The sequence below is a fragment of the Collinsella sp. BA40 genome (genome assembly GCF_008014645.1).
Classification (GTDB): domain Bacteria; phylum Actinomycetota; class Coriobacteriia; order Coriobacteriales; family Coriobacteriaceae; genus Collinsella.
In genome coordinates this window covers 244,243-259,111 of sequence record NZ_VOWY01000010.1, presented here as the reverse complement: position 1 = coordinate 259,111, position 14,869 = coordinate 244,243, and the positions used below count along the sequence as shown (strand labels likewise).

The window sequence follows — 14,869 nt, the reverse complement described above, 5'->3', positions numbered from 1 at the left end:
TCGCCCGACCCACGATAGAGCTACAAGGGGAGGGGCTCCAATGTTCAACTCATATCGTCTTTCATGCCGGGTCAATCGCAGCCCCTATGGCGCATCCTGGTACAAATCGTTTGGATTCCCGCTCGGCTCCCAAGACCATCGCCATGTAATTCGCGTCTCTAGAATCCCCGCTTCAATCCGAGCCGTGAGCAATCCTGGAGTCAGTCGTGTTCGATCCGCGCGTCCATATGACTGCATAATGAGGGATCTGTTCGCCTCTTTTGCCCTTAAAGCTGCTGTCGGCCTTTTACAGAACAATAAGACCTGATGATGCATGGCAATTCAGCCTCGATCGGCATCAATTTTGTTGCATGCCGTACAAATCCCAATAGATGCAGTCAACTCCCTATAGCGAATCGACGTGATGGCTTTGGACTCATCTCATATGGTGCTTGTCGCTGCGGACTCGATAGGCTGCCGATCCCGCCGTCTTTGCCATTTCGCGCGTGGGGCCCGGGAGTCGTGTGTCCTTGCACCCGATGTAGCGCCTGCGCTCCCTGCCATCTCTGATCTTGGGAAGGTTCTATACGAGGTATATCTCTCTCGTTTCTTGCTGCGTGCTGGATATCCCAATTCATCCATAAAGAAGGCCGGCGGCACCTACGTCTTCCTTCCAACGTGAGCGGCGTATTCGAGACCAATTGCATGTATGGCATCCGTATTGCGAGATATCCTCTCGCCAAATCGGGAAGAGTGTATCCATTGAGGGTGCAGGGGGAGTCTTGATGGGGGGCATATGCGAAAAATCGTGATTTCACACTTCTCGGCGCTTCGGAAACTGTTGACGGACTTCAACCCGAGACATCGGTATTCGACAAAGAGCCGGGCTACGCTTGCGGGTGCGCTGTGTCCCAGTAGCGAGGATGCAAAGTTCCTTCTTGATGTTTTCGGTATTCGGGGTCCGCTGGACTGTCTGGTCGGCGAGCCTTCCAGGCGTCGGCATGCCGCTGCCGTCAGGTGCCATCTGTGCGCCAACGATCTTCCAGCGGGCTCACTCATTCCCGTTCCGAGTCCGCTTGCGGACATGCAACTGTATATTTGTTCCCCCGAGTTCACGTTTGTGCAGATCGCTGCATCGTCGTCGTGCGAGGACGCGATCTATTGCGGGATGGCCCTCTGTTCGGATTTTCGGCTTGAACCAGTTGCGCAGGGTGGCGTTGTGTTTCGCGAGCGCGGCGATAGCGCGTTGACGAAGCGCCCGAGGATCGAAGCGTTCCTCGATGGCATCGGTCCCGTGCGCGGTTCGGAGAAGGCGCGCCGCGCGCTTCGTTATGTTGCGGATGACGCGCGCTCGCCGAGGGAATGCTCGCTAGGGATGCTCTTGAGCCTTCCGAGTCGAAACGGCGGTTTCGATCTGGGTCGGCTCTCGTTCAACCGAGCATTTGCAACGATCGATGGCATCGATCGCTATGGAAGAAGAAAAAGTAAAAATCGTATACCAGACATCCTGCTGGAGGCGACATCGCGCTCGGGGGAGAGGCGCGTCGTTGCTGTGGATTACGACTCCTTCTCGACCCATGCCGGCGACCCCAAGATGTTGCTCGACATGCATCGCCGTAACGATTTGGCTACGGTGCGGGGTTTGCCGCATTTTGCGCTGACGAGTGCCGATGCGAATAACTTCGAGTATCTCTGCTCGTTGGCCGAGCAGATCCGGAAGGTGTTGGGCAGGCCGATGCGACCGGCCCTCAGGACATCGGTTGATTCCCATGAAAGCCGGCGGATTCTTATGGAAGCCAGGTATCGGCGCTACGTTTTATGGCGTCGCTTCGTGATTCCTCCGTTCGATGACGTCGTCGACGGCATCATCGGGGGAGATCGGTGGTAGGAGGATATGCCGTGACGCCGGCCGTTATGCCAGTGCGGCTCGCATCGATCTACTTCATTCTTTGCGAGACCATGCACCTTCATAAGACTGCTGATAGAATAACGAACTAACTGTTTCGCAAACCAAGCCGTTTCAAGAGCAAGGAGCCAACCATGTGCGATTGCCACGAGCATAATCACGCCGCGCGCCCGGCGGGGGAGATACCCGTCTATGCCGCGCAGGCTATCGAGACCAAGTGGATGAAGTCTTGGGAAGAGCAGAACCTCTTCGCCGTGGACACCGATTCCAGCAAGCCCAAGAAGTACGTTCTCGAGATGTTCCCGTATCCTTCGGGCGACCTGCACATGGGCCATGCGCGCAACTACACCATCGGCGACGCCATGGCGCGCCAGGCGCGTATGCGCGGCTACGACGTACTGCACCCCATCGGATTCGATGCTTTCGGCTTGCCCGCCGAGAACGCCGCCATCAAGCACAATACCCAAGCGGCCGCCTGGACGTACAAGAACATGGACCAGGCGCTTGCAACCATGAAGCGCATGGGCTTCTCCTACGATATGGACCGCCTGGTCAAGACCTGCAGCCCCGACTATTACCGTTGGGGCCAGTGGATCTTCGAGAAGCTGTGGGAGCGCGGGCTGGTCTATCGCAAGAAGAACCCCGTCAACTGGTGCCCCAAGTGCGAGACCGTTCTCGCCAACGAGCAGGTGACCGAGGGCCGTTGCTGGCGTTGCGACTCCGAGGTCGAGAAGCGCGACCTCGAGCAGTGGTACATCAAGATCACCGCGTACGCCCAGGAGCTCCTCGACGACCTGGATAAGCTCCCCGGCTGGCCGGAGCGCGTCAAGCAGATGCAGGCAAACTGGATCGGTCGCTCCGAGGGCGCCGAGGTCGACTTCACCCTGTGCGATGCAGGCGGCGAGCCCATCTCCGGCGACGAGGGCAAGATCACCGTCTTCACCACCCGTGCCGACACGTTGTTCGGCAACACGTTCTTCCTGCTTGCTCCCGAGTACAAGGGTTTGATGGATCTGGTCGAGGGTACCGAGTACGAGGCCGGCGTGCGCGAGGTCGTCGAGGGCGCCAAGCATATCTCCGCTGTCGAGCGCGCCCAGGGCACGCTCGAGAAGCACGGTGCCTTCACGGGCCGCTACGTCATCAACCCCGTCTCGGGCGCCAAGGTGCCCGTGTGGGTTGCCGATTACGTCATCTCCGACTACGGCACCGGTGCCGTGATGGCCGTTCCGTGCGGCGATGCACGCGACTTCGATTTCGCGAAGAAGTACGACCTGCCCATCGTTCCGATCATCCTCTCCGAGGACGACCCGCTCTATGAGGACCTCAAGGACGAGCAGGGCACCCGCGTGACCTCCGTCGATTGGGACGAGGCGCTCACCTGCGAGGGCACGCTGGTCCAGTCCGGCAAGTACACCGGTATGACGGGCGGCAAGCACTCCGAGGGCGAGGCGGCCATCGTGGCCGACCTCGAGGCCGCGGGCACCGGCAAGCGCTCGGTCCAGTACCGCCTGCGCGACTGGCTCATCTCCCGTCAGCGCTACTGGGGCAACCCCATCCCGGCCATCCACTGCGAGCACTGCGGCATCGTTCCCGTGCCCGCCGATCAGCTGCCCGTGACGCTGCCCGAGAACCTCGACCTCGGCGCCGGCGAGACCCTTGCCGAGTGCCGCGAGTTCTACGAGTGCACCTGCCCCGTGTGCGGCGCCCCCGCCCGTCGCGAGACGGACACCATGGACACCTTCACGTGCTCCAGCTGGTACTACCTGCGCTATACCGACCCGCACAACACCGAGCTGCCCTTCTCGCGCGAGGCGGCCAACCGCTTCATGCCGGTCGACAACTATATCGGCGGCATCGAGCACGCCATCCTTCATCTGCTCTACAGCCGCTTCTTCACCAAGGCGCTGCGCGACATGGGCCTGCTCGACGTGGACGAGCCCTTCACCAACCTGCTGTGCCAGGGTATGGTGAAGGATGAGAACGGCGACACCATGTCCAAGTCCAAGGGCAACGTCGTGCCCCCGAGCTCGGTCATCGAGCCCTTCGGCGCCGATACCATGCGCCTCGCGATTCTGTTCATCGCCCCGCCCGAGAAGGATTTCGACTGGGACCCCAAGGCCGTCGAGGGCGCCAACCGTTTCATCAAGCGCGCTTGGCGTACGGTCTGGCAGCTCGTCGAGACGGCTGGGAACGGCGCCGCGCTTGACAAGGCGGCCCTTTCCAAGTCCGCGCTCGAGCTCTACCGCGAGCGCCATCGCACGCTCGCCCGCTGCACCGAGGACTTTGACCGCGGCCAGTTCAACACCGCCATCTCGGCCATGATGGAGCTTGTGAACGCCGCGAACGCCTATCTCAACGCTGTCGCCGTCCACGAACGCGACGCCGCGCTCACCGAGATGATCGCTACCGACATCGTCTCCGTCCTGGCGCCGATCTGCCCGTTCGCGTGCGAGGAGCTGTGGCATGCGGCCCTCGGCCGCGAGGGGAGCGTCTACACCGCCCCGTGGCCCGAGTTCGACGTCGCCGAGGCCGCAGCCGACGAGGTGGAGATCGCCGTCCAGGTGCTTGGCAAGATGCGCGCCCGCGTGATGGTGCCGGCCGGTGCCGACGCCGCCGCGATGCAGGCCGCCGCTGAAGCTGCTGTGTCCAAGCATATCGAGGGCAAGACGGTCGTCAAAGCCATCTGCGTGCCCGGCAAGCTGGTCAACCTGGTTGTCAAATAAGCCACGAGAGCTGCTGTACGTGTTTACTTTGTGATGAGTTCCACTCCGTTCATCCTGAAAACCGGGTGGTTTCGCCGAATATTTGCACGTAGTTGGCGTTCATGGTACAGTTATCACGTAATTGAAGCTGTTCCGTAAGAGGGAGTGGGGTTTCGGCCCCGCTTCCTTTCTTGTATGAGGAGGTGTTGCATGGTCAAGAGCAAGCTCGAGCAGTCGATCATCGACGCGCTGGAGGAGGTCGCATCCGTGCACGGCATCGATATCGTCGATGTCGAGGTTGTGGGCGCCACCAAGGCGCCGTGCGTTCGCGTTCGCATCGACCGCTTGGACGGCGAGGCCATATCGCTCGACGACGTGACCGCGCAGAACGCTTGGGTATCCGATTGCGTCGAGGGCCTGGATCCCATCTCGGGTTCCTACACGCTCGAGGTGTCGAGCCCCGGCATGGCGCGCCCGCTGCGCCGTCCGAGCGATTTCGAGCGCTTCGCGGGCGAGCAGGTCGAGCTCACCACGTTGGCCACGCAGGGTCGCCGCGCCTTCAAGGGCGCCATCGCAGCGGTGACGCCCGATGACGTCACGCTTTCGCTTGACGGCGAGGACCCCGACACCGTCACCATTCCCTTTGTAGAAGTCAAGAAGTGCGTCTTGAAGCCGGTGTTCGACTTCAAGTCCAAGAAGGAGGAGAACTAATGGCATCCGATATGATGGACGCGCTGATGGCGCTTTGCCAGGAGAAGCACATCGACCAGCTCTACCTCATCGACCGCCTCGAGCAGTCGCTGGCCAAGAGCTACGCCGAGATCCTGCATCTCGATTGGGGCGCGAAGGTTACCATCGACCGCTCTTCCGGCAAGATCTACGTCTACAAGCTCATCCCCATCGATGATTCCATGGACGAAGAGGGCAACTACACCGAGTGGGAGGAGATCGACGTCACCCCGCGCGACACCTCCCGTATCGCCGCCCAGCATGCCAAGGCGGAGATCAACGCCATCGTGCGCAACTCCGCGCGCGAGCAGATCTTCGAGGAGTTCTCCGGCCGTATCGGCGACATCATCAACGGCACCGTGCTGCAGTCCACGCCCGACTTCACCATCGTGAAGATCCGCGAGGGCGTCGAGGCCGAGCTTCCGCACTTCGACCAGCGCCGCTACGAGGGCGAGCGCAACGAGCGTCCGCAGGGCGAGCGCTACTCGCACAACCAGCGCCTCAAGGCCGTGATCATCGACGTGCGCGACCCCAACTCCAACCTGCAGCCCGTCCGCGGCGAGCACTCCCGTCCGCCCATCGTGGTCTCCCGCACCCATCCCGCGTTGATTCGCCGCCTCTTCGAGCAGGAGGTTCCCGAGATCTACGAGGGTACCGTCGAGGTCAAGTCCATCGCTCGCGAGCCCGGCATGCGTTCCAAGGTCGCCGTCCACTCGCTGGACGACCGCCTCGATCCCGTGGGCGCCTGCGTCGGCCCCAAGGGCAGCCGCGTGCGCGCCGTCGTCTCCGAGCTGCGCGGCGAGCGCGTCGACGTCATCCTGTGGGATGCCGACCCCGCCGTCTACGTTGCCAACGCCTTGTCGCCGGCTAAGGTGAGCCGCGTGCTCATCGATGCCGAGAAGAGCTACGCCGGCGTCATCGTCCCCGACGACCAGCTTTCGCTCGCCATCGGCAAGGAGGGCCAGAACGCCCGTCTTGCCGCGCGTCTTACCGGATGGCACATCGATATCAAGAACGAGACGCTCGCTGCCGATATCCTCAAGAACGTGCCCGTGCCCGCCGCTCCCGAGGAGGATCTGCTGGCTCCGGTCGAGGATGACGAGCCCGAGCGCTGCGCGCACGTGGGCGAAGACGGCATCCGTTGCCGCAACCAGGCCCGTCCCGGCTCTCGTTTCTGCGGCGTCCACGACGACATCGAGCTCGTCGACTCCGCGTCCGACATCATCGACGAGGCTGACGACCTCATCTAGCGTGTTATGCGCTGCCCGTTTTGTTTTGTATGAGCACGCATGTGCTTGAGAGGTAGGTGAATGGCGTATGGCGAAAGTTCGCGTTTCAACCCTGGCCAAAGAGTTCGGCATGACGTCCAAGGAGCTCCTGGACCATCTTGCCGAGATGAAGATCCCCGCGAAGTCGGCGTCGAGCGCGCTCGAGGACGCATACGTTTCCATGGTGAAGAAGAAGCTCGCCCCGGTGCTCGAGGCCCGCGCGGCCGAGATCGAGGCCGCGAAGAACGCCGAGAAGGAGGCAGCTGCCGCCGAGGAGGCTGCTGCCAAGGCGAAGGCCGAGGAGGAGCGTCTGGCCGCCGAGGCCCGTCGCGAGGAAGAGCGCCGTCTCTCCCTTGCCACCCAGGCCGCCGAGGAGGCCGCGCGCGCAGCCGCCGAGGAGGAGGCCCGCGAGGCCGCCCGCCGCGAGCGCGAGCGCATCAAGCAGGAGGAGCTCGAGGCTAAGCGCCGCGCCGTTCCCGCTTCCGATTCCGGTTCGCGTTTCCGCTCCCTGCTCGACCAGATCGCGGCCCAGGAGGTCGTGCTGAAGGAGAAGAAGGAAGAGGACGCGAAGAAGCAGTCCGCCGCCGCTGCCGAGCGTCCCGCCCGTCGCGGTCGCGGTGCTCGCGGCGAGCGCGGCGGTCGCGACGACCGCTCCGAGCGCTCGTCCGCCCCGCGTCGCTCCAGCGCGGCGCCGTCCGTCCCCGCGGGCGTCGACTTCCCCAACCCCGACAAGGCCGCCAAGGGCGGTAAGAAGCGCAAGGGCGCCCAGCACGTCGAGGAAGACCGCTACACGCGCATGGCGCGCGAGGCGGAGGAATATAGCCGCGAGAAGGTTCTCGAGCAGGCGCGTGCCGCCGTCGAGGAGGCTTCGCGCGAGTCCACCGGCCGCCGCAAGAAGCGCAAGGAGAAGCGTCAGGCCGAGGCCGCCGCTGCTGCCGAGGAGCGCAAGCTCGAGGAGGCCTTGGCCCAGGGCATCAACCCCGAGGACCTCGATGCCGTCAAGGTTTCCGAGGGCATCACGGTAGCCGAGCTGGCCGAGGTGCTCGACGTCTCCGCCAACGACATCATCAAGCGCCTGTTCCTGCTGGGCACGCCGCTTACCATGACGCAGACCATGAGCAACGACCTCGTCGAGCTCGTGGCCGACGACATGGGCCGCAAGGTGCGCATCGTCACCGCCGAGGAGGAGAACTCCTTCAGCTTCTACGACGATCCCAAGGACCTCAAGCCCCGTCCGCCCGTGGTCACCGTCATGGGCCACGTCGACCATGGTAAGACCAGCCTGCTCGACGCCATCCGCCATACCAACGTGTGGAGCGGCGAGGCCGGCGGCATCACCCAGCACATCGGTGCTTCCGAGGTCGAGATCAACGGCCGCCAGATCACGTTCGTCGACACCCCGGGCCACGAGGCGTTTACCGCCATGCGTGCCCGCGGCGCCAAGATCACCGACGTCGTCGTGCTGGTCGTCGCTGCCGACGACGGCGTCATGCCCCAGACCATCGAGGCTATCAACCACTCCAAGGCGGCTGACGTGCCCATCATCGTCGCCGTCAACAAGTGCGACAAGGAAGAGGCCAACCCCGACCGCGTTCGCCAGATGCTCACCGAGTACGGCATCATCCCCGAGGAGTGGGGCGGCCAGAACATGTTCGTCAACGTCTCGGCGAAGAAGAACATCGGCATCGACGAGCTGCTCGAAACCATCATCCTGCAGGCCGACGTGCTCGAGCTCAAGGCCAATCCCGATACGTTCGCTTCGGGCAACATCATCGAGGCCAAGCTCGATCGCGGCCGCGGTCCCGTCGCCACCGTCCTGGTGACGCGCGGTACCCTGCGCGTGGGCGACACCATCGTCGCCGGTACGAGCTACGGTCGCGTCCGCGCCATGCTCGACCAGCACGGCCAGCACAAGGACGAGGCGCGTCCCTCCGATGCCGTCGAGATCTTGGGCCTCAACTCCGTTCCCGCCGCCGGCGACGAGTTCCGCGTCTTCGAGGACGAGCGCGATGCGCGCAACCTCGCCGACGAGCGCTCGCTCAAGGCGCGCATCGAGGAGCAGAACAAGGTCAAGCACGTCACCCTTGAGACCCTGTTCGAGGAGATGAGCCAGAACGAGCTCAAGGAGCTCAACCTGGTGGTCAAGGCCGATACGCAGGGCACCATCGAGGCTCTGGCCGACTCCATCGGCAAGATGGACCAGTCCGAGGTCCGCATCAACATCATCCACTCCGCCGTCGGCGCCATCTCCGAGACCGACGTCTCGCTGGCAGCCGCGTCCAACGCCATCATCATCGGCTTCGGCGTGCGCCCGCAGGGCAAGGCCCGTGACGCCGCGGAGAAGGAGAGCGTGCAGATCAAGGCGTACTCGATCATCTACAAGGCGATCGAGGACATCGATGCCGCCCGTATCGGCATGCTGGCTCCCACCGAGGAAGAGGTCCAGACCGGTTGCGCCGAGGTCCGCGACACGTTCCGCGTCCCCAAGGCCGGCCTCATCGCGGGCTGCATGGTCACCGAGGGCGAGATCAGCCGCGACGACAAGGTTCGCGTCGTGCGCGACGGCGTCGTCATCTTCGACGGCGTCTTCGGTTCCATGCGCCGCTTCAAGGACGATGTCAAGACCGTCAAGAACGGTTACGAGTGCGGTCTGGGCATCGAGAAGTTCCAAGACATCAAGGTGGGCGACGTCTTCGAGGCGTACAAGATCATCGAGGTCGCCCGTACCGAGTAGCGAAGGAGGGCTACCGTGAAGCAGAACAATGCAACCCGCCGGCTCGGCGAACAGCTTCGCGAGAAGCTCGGCTATATCCTGTTGTTCGAGATCTCCGATCCCCGGCTCGACCTGGTCACCATCACCGGGGTGGAGGTCTCCATCGATCGCTCGTTCGCGCGTATCTTCGTGACCTGCGATGGCGATCGCTACGAGGAGGTGCTCGAGGCGCTCGCCTCTGCCAAGGGCCGCATGCGCAGCCTGTTGGCCCGAACGCTCGACTGGCGCGTGACGCCCGAGCTCGATTTCAGGATCGATCGCTCGACGGACGAGGCGGAGCGCATCGCCCGCGCCCTGGAGAACGTTCCCGAGACGCTCGCCGTCGAGAAGGACGAGGAGGGCTATCCCGTTCAGTCCGCGGTGGCCGATGGGGACGTTGCGAACGCTATCGATGAGGAGTCGCATGAGTAGCACCTCGCGGTGCATGGCGCGCAGCACCACTCCCGATATGTGGGATATGGTCATCGAGCACATCGAAGGAGCCCGCTCCATCGCCATCTCGGGTCACACCAACCCGGATGGCGATGCGCTGGGCTCCGCCCTTGGATTGGGTCTGTCGCTCAGGATGGCGTTTCCTTCCAAGCAGATCGTCTTCCTATTGGCCGATGACGCACCGGTTCCGCGCGTCTACCGTTTCATGGAGGGCACCTGCGATATGGTTCCCGCGTCGCGCTATACCGAGAAGCCCGATCTGTTTATCTCGGTGGACGTTCCCGTCCTGAGCCGACTTGCCGATTCCGCCGCCGTTGCAAAGCGCGCACTCGGTCGCGTCGTCATAGACCACCATCCTTCTCACGATGAATTCGGCGACGCGTCGGTGCGCGTCACCAGCGCAGCCGCCACCGCCGTGCTCGTCGAGGAGCTGCTCGAGGCCGCGGGGTACCCCTGCACGCCGCAGATCGCAACCTGCCTCATGACGGGCCTGGTTACCGATACGGGTAGGTTCCAGTACCAGAATGCCAACCCGTCGGCGTTCGCCTGCGCTTCGCGCCTGGTCGATGCCGGCGCCGAGCCCGCGCGCATCGCGCTCGAGGTCTACCAGAGCCAGCGCATCGAGTACCTTCGCCTCGAGTCGATCGTCATGGGACGCATCGGAACCCGCGTGGGTGGACGCGTGGCGTTTAGCTACGCGTACGCCGCCGACCTCTCGAGCTGCGGGGTGTCGTCCGATGAGTGCGACGGCTTGGTCGATGTGGTGCGCACGGTTCAGGGGAGCCAGGTGTGCCTGTTCCTGAAGGAGACCGAGCCCGGCGTGATCCGCGGAAACCTTCGCTCCAAGGGGCATTGGGACATCTCGTCCATCGCCGTCGAACACGGCGGCGGGGGCCATTCCGCCGCTGCGGGCTTCACGGTCGAGGGCAGGTCGGTCGAAGATGTGCTCGATTCGATTCTTCCACAGCTCGAGGCGCTTGTCTGCGCGCCCGATAGCGCTTGCGACACAGGGGACGTCCATGGCTAAACGCAAACCATCGCAACTCAATCTGCTTCTCGCACTCGATAAACCGCTGGGCTGCACGTCGCATGACGTTGTGGCCCGCGTTCGTCGTAGCGTGTCCGAGCGCCGCGTCGGCCATGCCGGCACGCTCGATCCCCTGGCCACCGGCGTGATGCTTGTCGGCATCGGTCAGGCTACGCGCTTGCTCGGCCAGCTCACGCTCGACGAAAAGAGCTATATCGCCGACATCGGCTTCGGTTTCGAGACCAATACCGACGACGCCGAGGGCGAGCCCACGCGCACGGCGCCCGTCGACCCGCGCCTGCGCGACGCTGCGTTTGCCCGTGCCGTCCTGCAGGGGTTCCTCGGCCGTTCCGAGCAGGTTCCCCCCGCCTTCTCCGCGATTTCCGTCGACGGCGTCCGGGCATACAAGCGCGCCCGCTCAGGCGACGAGGTCGAGCTGCCCGCACGTCCCATCGAGGTTCGGTCCGCCGACCTCATCGCTCTTCGCGACGAGGAGGATGGCCGGTTTACCTGGACGGTTGCGTTTACGGTGAGCAAGGGCACCTATATCCGCGCGCTCGCCCGCGACATCGGCCGCGCAGCGGGTTCAGCGGCGCACGTCTCCGCGCTTCGCCGTACGGCTTCGGGCGGCGTCGGGCTCGGCTCGTGCCTGCCGGTCGACGTGCTCGATGCCGAGCTTGCGCGCGAGCGGGCCCTCGACCCCGTGTTCGTATTGGGTTTGGATCCTGTGGCGCTTTCCGACTCCATGCTTGAAGATGTGCTGCTCGGCCGACGCGTTGCCTGCTCGAATGCCAGCCGCCTGGAAGATGGATCGCGCGTCGGGTTGGTGCATGACCGCCAGCTCCGCGCCCTCGCGCGCGTGGAGGCTGGCTGGTTCGTTATGGAGCAGGTGTTTCCGCAGGGGATCGAGGGGGTGCGTTCATAGTGGTCGATGCCTCCTCGCTTGCTGCCGATCTGTGCTGCCTGCGCCCCGCTGCGCCGGTGTACCGCCTTGCTGCTTATGGCGAGCCCGGTGCGCAGGCGCCGTCTATTCCGTCCGAGCCCGTTTCGTGCGCCGTCGCCATCGGTGCTTTCGATGGCTGCCATATCGGCCATCAGGAGCTTCTTCGCCGCACCGTAGCCTATGCCCGCGACCATCGCGTGGCTGCAGTCGCCGTGACGTTCGATCCCGATCCCGATGAGGTCGTTAGCAGCCATCCGGCGCTCAAGCTGAGCGCTCGCTGCGACCGTCTACGCGCCCTTGCCACGAGCGGTGTCGACGCGGTCGTGGTCGTCCCGTTCACGATGCCCCTTGCCGGCCTGGGCCACGAACAGTTCTTCGGCGACGTGCTCGCGCCGGCCCTCGATGTCCGCGCGGTTCACGTGGGCAGTGACTTTCGCCTGGGTGCGCGCGGCGCCTCGACCGTCGACGTCATTTCGGCATGGGGCTCCGAGCGCGGAATCGAGGTCGTCGGCCACGACTTGGTTCGCGATGGCGCGTCCGCCGTTACCGCGACGCGCATCCGCGAGCTGGTCGCACACGGCGACGTTCGCTCCGCTGCCGCCGAGCTCGGCCGCCGCTACCTGGTGCGCGGCCGCGTTCGCGCCGGCCGCGGGCAGGGAACGGGTATGGGCTTTCCCACCGCTAACATCGAGGTTCCCCGCGGCATTCGCATGCCGCTCGATGGCGTCTACGCCGGGTTCGCCGTGTTGGACGAGGAGGCTGGCTACGAGGTGTGGACCGCCGCCATCAACGTCGGCATTCCGCCCATGTTCTCGACGAGCTCGTTGTCGGCGGGGCTCGAGGCGAATCTTCTTGGCTATTCGGGCGACCTTTACGGTCGCGAGATCGCGATTCTGTTCGACCGCCGGCTGCGCCTGTCCGGTTCGTTCGCGTCGGTCGACGAGCTCATCGCAACGGTCAAGGGCGATATCGATACCACGCGGGCGCTGCTCGGTGATGCCCGGACGGTGATCGTCCGTGATTAGCGACGAGGAGAAGGATCGCGTCCGCGACGCCACCGATCTGGTCGAGCTCGTCCAGGAGACCGTCGCGCTTAAACCGCGCGGCAACAACGACCTATGGGGATGCTGCCCGTTTCACGGAGAGAAAACCCCGTCGTTCCACGTTATCCCCGCGACGCAGGTGTGGCATTGCTTCGGCTGCGGCGAGGGGGGAGACGCGTTCACGTACGTGATGAAGCGCGAGAACCTCAGCTTTCCCGACGCCATCCGCTATCTCGCTGACCGCGCGGGCATCGAGATCCAGGAGACGCGCTCCGCGCGCCAGGGTACCAAGCGTTCCCGTCTCGTCGACGTGTGCGAGGAGACGTCGCTGTTCTACCACACCATGCTCATGCGGGGAAAAGATGGTCGCGGCCGCGAGTATTGCAAGCAACGCGAGCTCGGTGGCGACGTATGCCGTCGGTACCGACTGGGTTATGCTCCGGGCCGCGGTTCGCTCGTGCAGTATCTGGGGAGCAAGGGCTTCACCCCGCGGGAGATGATCGACGCCAACGTCGCCTACCGTCGTTCCGAGGGCGGCGGCCTGGTCGACCGCTTCTACGAGCGCGTGATGTTCCCCATCTTCGACGAGCAGGGAAAGTGCATCGCGTTCGGCGGTCGCATCATGGGTCCGGGCGAGCCCAAGTATCTCAACACGTCCGAGACCCCGCTGTTCCATAAGAAGCGCAACCTCTATGGGTTCAACTGGGCGAAAGAGCATATCGTCGCGCGCGGCGAGGCCGTCGTCGTCGAGGGCTATACCGACTGCATCGCGTGCTGGGAAGCCGGGCTCGGCAACGTGGTTGCCACCTTGGGCACGGCGCTCACCGAGCACCACGTCAAGACGCTCACGCGGTTCGCTAGCCGAATCGTGTATCTCTTCGACGGCGATGCGGCGGGCCAGAAGGCGGCCGAGCGCGCCATCCAGTTCGTCGAGCGCGACTCGGTGGACCTTCGCTGCGTGACCTTGCCCGACGACCTCGATCCCAACGACTTCGTTCACCGCTTCGGCGGAGAGGCGCTCGAGAACCTGCTGGCGCAAAGCGAGCCGCTGATGGATTTCGTTTTTCGCAAGCTCGAGGAGCGCAGCGACGTCTCGACCCCGGGCGGGCGCAAGAAGGCGCTCGAGGATGCGTGCGCGCTCATCTATCCGCTCCGCTCAAGCTATATGATCGACTCCTATTACATCCAGATCGCCGATCGCGTGGGCGTCGACGTCGAGATGGTGCGCGAGATGGCGCCCCGGGTGTTTCGCGCGGTCCAAAAGCGCGAGGAGGCGGCGGCCAAGCGAACCGAGCGCTATGAGCGCTCCGCTCGCGAGCGCGAGTCGCGCGATGGCGGGGGAGCGGGGAACACCCGGGCGGGCTGGAGCTTGCGCGGGTCGGCTGCGGCCGCGACCGCGTCTGCGAATCATCCTCACCCGGCGCCATCCATGGATGACGACGACGAGGGTTTCGCCGTTCCCGACGACTACGTGCCGATCGATGCCTTCGATTCCGATGCCGAGGCCGATCCCGGCGCGCTCGCGTCCCCGGCTCCCTCGATGTTCACCATGCTGACCGACCTCGAGCGCCGCGCGCTCGCATGCGAACGGGAGCTGCTCACGTTGCTCACCGCCTATCCGGATGAGTTCCGCGCATGCGCCGAGCGCATAACCGAAGTCGAATGGGTCGATGCGCGCAACGAGGCCATCGCGTGGGCGGTCCTGGCGACCCCCGAGGGGTCTTCCCCCGCGGACGTGATGGTTGCGGCACGAGCCGTGTGCCCGGAGGCCGCTCAACTCGTGAGCACCGGTACGCTTTCTTCGACGAGCTCGCATCCCACGCAGACGACGATCGTGTTTCTGCTGGATACGCTCGAGCTGTATACGGTTCGTCGCCGCATGCGTTCTGCCCAGGCGAAGCTGAGAAGCGACCGATCGCTGTCCGCCGATGATCGGCGTGCGCTGACGGTTCAGGCGACGCGCGATGCCGCCCGTGCTCGCGAACTCGCTGCTGCCGTGGAGGGTGTTGCCGATCCTTTCCGTTTGTAGCCGATGGCTCTTCAAACGGGGTATGAATAGGGAGGTCG

The 14,869-nt window shown here is 64.3% G+C and carries 10 protein-coding genes; all 10 read left to right on the top strand.

All coding sequences use genetic code 11. The annotated features are described in order from the left end of the window. The first annotated feature begins 775 nt into the window (after positions 1-775). The 10 genes from E4J93_RS05145 to dnaG all read left to right on the top strand — a co-directional run bounded on the left by E4J93_RS05145 (position 776) and on the right by dnaG (position 14,831). Positions 776-1,867, top strand: a complete 1,092-nt coding sequence (locus E4J93_RS05145; RefSeq protein ID WP_255431925.1) for a hypothetical protein — start codon at positions 776-778, stop codon at positions 1,865-1,867. Between the two features lie 152 nt (positions 1,868-2,019). Then, the gene (gene leuS, locus E4J93_RS05140) at positions 2,020-4,608 is read left to right on the top strand and encodes a leucine--tRNA ligase (protein WP_147588383.1); all 2,589 of its coding nucleotides are present in this window, start codon (positions 2,020-2,022) and stop codon (positions 4,606-4,608) included. A 189-nt stretch (positions 4,609-4,797) separates the two neighbouring features. Further along, a complete protein-coding gene (gene rimP, locus E4J93_RS05135) occupies positions 4,798-5,298 on the top strand; it encodes a ribosome maturation factor RimP (protein WP_147588382.1) in 501 nt (166 codons plus the stop codon). After that, positions 5,298-6,566, top strand: a complete 1,269-nt coding sequence (gene nusA / locus E4J93_RS05130; protein ID WP_147588381.1) for a transcription termination factor NusA — start codon at positions 5,298-5,300, stop codon at positions 6,564-6,566. The genes rimP and nusA overlap by 1 nt, the downstream gene beginning before the upstream one ends. 67 nt (positions 6,567-6,633) lie before the next feature. Further along, on the top strand, positions 6,634-9,318 hold the full coding sequence (infB, locus tag E4J93_RS05125) for a translation initiation factor IF-2 (protein ID WP_147588380.1): 2,685 nt from the start codon (positions 6,634-6,636) through the stop codon (positions 9,316-9,318). A 15-nt stretch (positions 9,319-9,333) separates the two neighbouring features. After that, positions 9,334-9,768, top strand: coding sequence for a 30S ribosome-binding factor RbfA (gene rbfA, locus E4J93_RS05120; RefSeq protein WP_147588379.1), 435 nt, complete (start codon positions 9,334-9,336; stop codon positions 9,766-9,768). After that, positions 9,761-10,816 (top strand): bifunctional oligoribonuclease/PAP phosphatase NrnA, encoded by a 1,056-nt coding sequence (locus E4J93_RS05115; protein ID WP_187231613.1) that lies wholly within the window; start codon positions 9,761-9,763, stop codon positions 10,814-10,816. Before rbfA ends, E4J93_RS05115 begins: the two co-directional genes overlap by 8 nt. Continuing rightward, positions 10,809-11,741: a tRNA pseudouridine(55) synthase TruB gene (gene truB, locus E4J93_RS05110; RefSeq protein ID WP_147588377.1), complete on the top strand. Its 933-nt coding sequence runs from the start codon at positions 10,809-10,811 to the stop codon at positions 11,739-11,741. Before E4J93_RS05115 ends, truB begins: the two co-directional genes overlap by 8 nt. Then, complete coding sequence (locus tag E4J93_RS05105; protein WP_255431924.1) at positions 11,741-12,784, top strand: riboflavin kinase; 1,044 nt, start codon at positions 11,741-11,743, stop codon at positions 12,782-12,784. Before truB ends, E4J93_RS05105 begins: the two co-directional genes overlap by 1 nt. Beyond that, complete coding sequence (gene dnaG / locus E4J93_RS05100; RefSeq protein ID WP_147588376.1) at positions 12,777-14,831, top strand: DNA primase; 2,055 nt, start codon at positions 12,777-12,779, stop codon at positions 14,829-14,831. The genes E4J93_RS05105 and dnaG overlap by 8 nt, the downstream gene beginning before the upstream one ends. Positions 14,832-14,869 lie beyond the last annotated feature (38 nt).

What these genes read in the sequence shown, in the direction of transcription:
- E4J93_RS05145 (WP_255431925.1), top strand. Translation starts at nt 776, where the DNA reads ATGCGAAAAATCGTGATTTCACACTTCTCGGCGCTTCGGAAACTGTTG.
- leuS (WP_147588383.1), top strand. Translation starts at nt 2,020, where the DNA reads ATGTGCGATTGCCACGAGCATAATCACGCCGCGCGCCCGGCGGGGGAG.
- rimP (WP_147588382.1), top strand. Translation starts at nt 4,798, where the DNA reads ATGGTCAAGAGCAAGCTCGAGCAGTCGATCATCGACGCGCTGGAGGAG.
- nusA (WP_147588381.1), top strand. Translation starts at nt 5,298, where the DNA reads ATGGCATCCGATATGATGGACGCGCTGATGGCGCTTTGCCAGGAGAAG.
- infB (WP_147588380.1), top strand. Translation starts at nt 6,634, where the DNA reads ATGGCGAAAGTTCGCGTTTCAACCCTGGCCAAAGAGTTCGGCATGACG.
- E4J93_RS05115 (WP_187231613.1), top strand. Translation starts at nt 9,761, where the DNA reads ATGAGTAGCACCTCGCGGTGCATGGCGCGCAGCACCACTCCCGATATG.
- truB (WP_147588377.1), top strand. Translation starts at nt 10,809, where the DNA reads ATGGCTAAACGCAAACCATCGCAACTCAATCTGCTTCTCGCACTCGAT.